Source organism: Actinomycetota bacterium, from assembly GCA_005774595.1.
GTDB lineage: Bacteria > Actinomycetota > Coriobacteriia > Anaerosomatales > D1FN1-002 > D1FN1-002.
Genome location: VAUM01000290.1, coordinates 1 through 2,500, shown reverse-complemented (window position 1 = coordinate 2,500; position 2,500 = coordinate 1). Strand labels below are relative to the sequence as shown.

Genomic DNA, 2,500 nt, shown 5'->3' with positions numbered 1-2,500 from the left:
CCGGCGCGCGCATCGCGGCGAGCTCAGCAAGCACCTCCGGGTACGCGCCGTCGGCCACGAGCCCGGCGACCGTGGCCTCGGCGGCCGCGAGCGCGGTAGCCAGCGCGGTCTCCGGCGGCGTCATCATCGCGTCGTCGGTCTGCGTGCCGAGGTCCGCCTGCGCGAGGTTCTTCGCGCGCGTGAACGCGGTGGCGAGGTCGTCGAAGGTCTCCGGGTCGCTGTCGCGGGCCGTCTGGAGCGCGTGGCAGCGGCGCAGCGCGTCGGCGGGGTCATCGCCGGCTGTCGCGAGCACGGCGTCGACCGTGTCGTACGCGAAGCCGCGGTCCTTGAGCAGACCCTCGAGCCGGCCGATGAAGAACGCCTTGACCTCGGCGCCGGTCTCCTCGGCATCGAGCCCGGGCAGGTCGCGAGCGCAGCCGGCGATCGCGGCGGCGATGGCGGCGTCGAGCGTGACCGCGAGGCCACCCTCGGTCACCATGGCGAGGATGCCGAGCGCGGCGCGGCGCAGCGCGAACGGGTCGCCCGCGCCGGTCGGGCCCTGGCCGATGGCGAAGATGCCGACGATGGTGTCGAGCTTGTCGGCGGCCGACGCGAGCCGGCCCGCCGCAGTGGACGGGACCTGGTCGCCGGCGAATCGCGGGCGGTAGTGCTCGACGATCGCCGTGGCGACGGCCTCGCCCTCGCCCGAGGCCAGCGCGTAGTAGCGGCCCATCACGCCCTGCAGCGCCGGCATCTCGACGACGACGTGGCTCACGAGGTCGGCCTTGGCCAGGTGCGCCGCGCGCACGGCCTCGGCGCGCACGCCGGCGTCGGCGCCGGCGAGGTCCGCGAGCGCGCCCGCGAGTGCCTCCATGCGTGCGACCTTGCGGCCCAGCGTGCCGAGCTTCTCCTGGAAGACGATCGTGTCGAGTCGCGCGACGTTGGCCTCTAGCGGCGACTTGAGGTCCTCGCGGTAGAAGAAGGTCGCGTCGGCGAGCCGCGCGCGGATCACGCGCTCGTGGCCCGCGACGATCTCCGCGCTGCGCTCGGGATCGCCGTTGTGCGCCACGATGAACGCGTTCGTGAGCGCGCCGTCGGCCGTCTCGACCGGGAAGTAGCGCTGGTGCGACTCCATCGCCGTCTCGAGCACCTCGCGCGGGACCTCGAGGAAGTCGGTGTCGAAGTGCCCCGTGACCACCGTGGGCCACTCGACGAGGTTCACGACCTCGGCGAACGTCTTCTCCGGCACGACAGCTCGCCCGCCGGCGGCCACAGCCGCGGCGTCGACGCCCTCGCGCACGAGGCGCGCGCGCTCGGCCTGGTCGTAGACGAACAGTCCGATGCGCGCCACCGACGAGTACTGCTCGGCCGAGGCGATCTCGATCGGCCCGCCGGTCAGGAAGCGGTGGCCGTACGTGGCGCGGCCCGCGGTGAGGCCCGCGAACTCCACCGGCACGACGTCGTCGCCGAGCACGGCGGCGAGCCAGCGCACCGGGCGCACGAAGCGGGTCTCGCCCGAGCCCCAGCGCATGGACTTCGGCCAGTCGATGCCCTCGCACACCCCTGCGAGCAGGCCGGGCAGGACCTCGGCGGCGGCCCGTCCGGGCTGCTCGACGGTGGCGTAGACGTACGCGCCGTCGTCGCCCTCGACGAGCTCGAGCGCGGCCACGTCGATGCCGCGGCTGCGCGCGAAGCCCTCGGCGGCCTTGGTGGGCTTGCCGTCGGCGTCGAACGCGGCCTTGGCGGCCGGGCCCTTCACGCGCTCGGAGAGGTCCTCGGAGCGCTCGGCGAGGCGGGTGACGTAGAGCGTCAGGCGGCGGGGCGCGCCGTGGGTCTCAAGATGCTCGTAGCCGAGGCGCGCGGCCTTCAGCGCGGCGGACGCGTCGGTCTTGAGCTGCTCGATCGCGGCGTACAGCGGCGCGGATGGGATCTCCTCGACACCGATCTCGAAGACGAGGTCGCGGCTCACGAGGCATCACCGCCCCCGGTCAGCGGTGCGGGCTGCTCAGCGGCCTCGCCCACGGGCGCATCGCCCATCGGCGCGCCCTCCCCCGCCTGCGCGGCCACGTCGGCGACGTACGCCTCGCAGCACGCCTTCGCGAGCGCGCGCACGCGCCCGATGAAGTTCACGCGCTCGGCCACGGCGATCGCGCCGCGCGCGTCGAGCAGGTTGAACGCGTGGCTGCACTTGAGCACGAAGTCGTAGGCCGGCAGGCACAGGCCCGCCTCGAGCGTGCGGCGGCACTCGGCCTCGTAGGTGTCGAAGAGGCGGTAGAGCATGTCCGTGTCGGCGACCTCGAAGTTGTAGGCCGAGTACAGCTGCTCGTTGCGAAGGAAGACGTCGGCGTAGGTGAAGACGAGGCCGTCGTCACCACGCGCCCACACGATGTCGTAGACCGAGTCCACGCCCTGGATGTACATGGCGAGCCGCTCGAGGCCGTAGGTGATCTCGGCGGGCACGGGACGGCAGGCGAATCCGCCGACCTGCTGGAAGTAGGTGAACTGCGGGCACTCCATGCCG

General features: G+C 73.3%; 2 protein-coding genes. Both read right to left on the bottom strand.

Annotated elements, in window-relative coordinates:
* Positions 1-1,948: glycine--tRNA ligase subunit beta (locus tag FDZ70_09250; GenBank protein TLM70281.1), on the bottom strand; the 1,948-nt coding region annotated here is incomplete at its 3' end.
* Positions 1,945-2,500 (bottom strand): glycine--tRNA ligase subunit alpha (locus tag FDZ70_09245; protein ID TLM70280.1); only part of this gene is annotated, 556 nt, incomplete at its 5' end. The genes FDZ70_09250 and FDZ70_09245, both read right to left, overlap by 4 nt.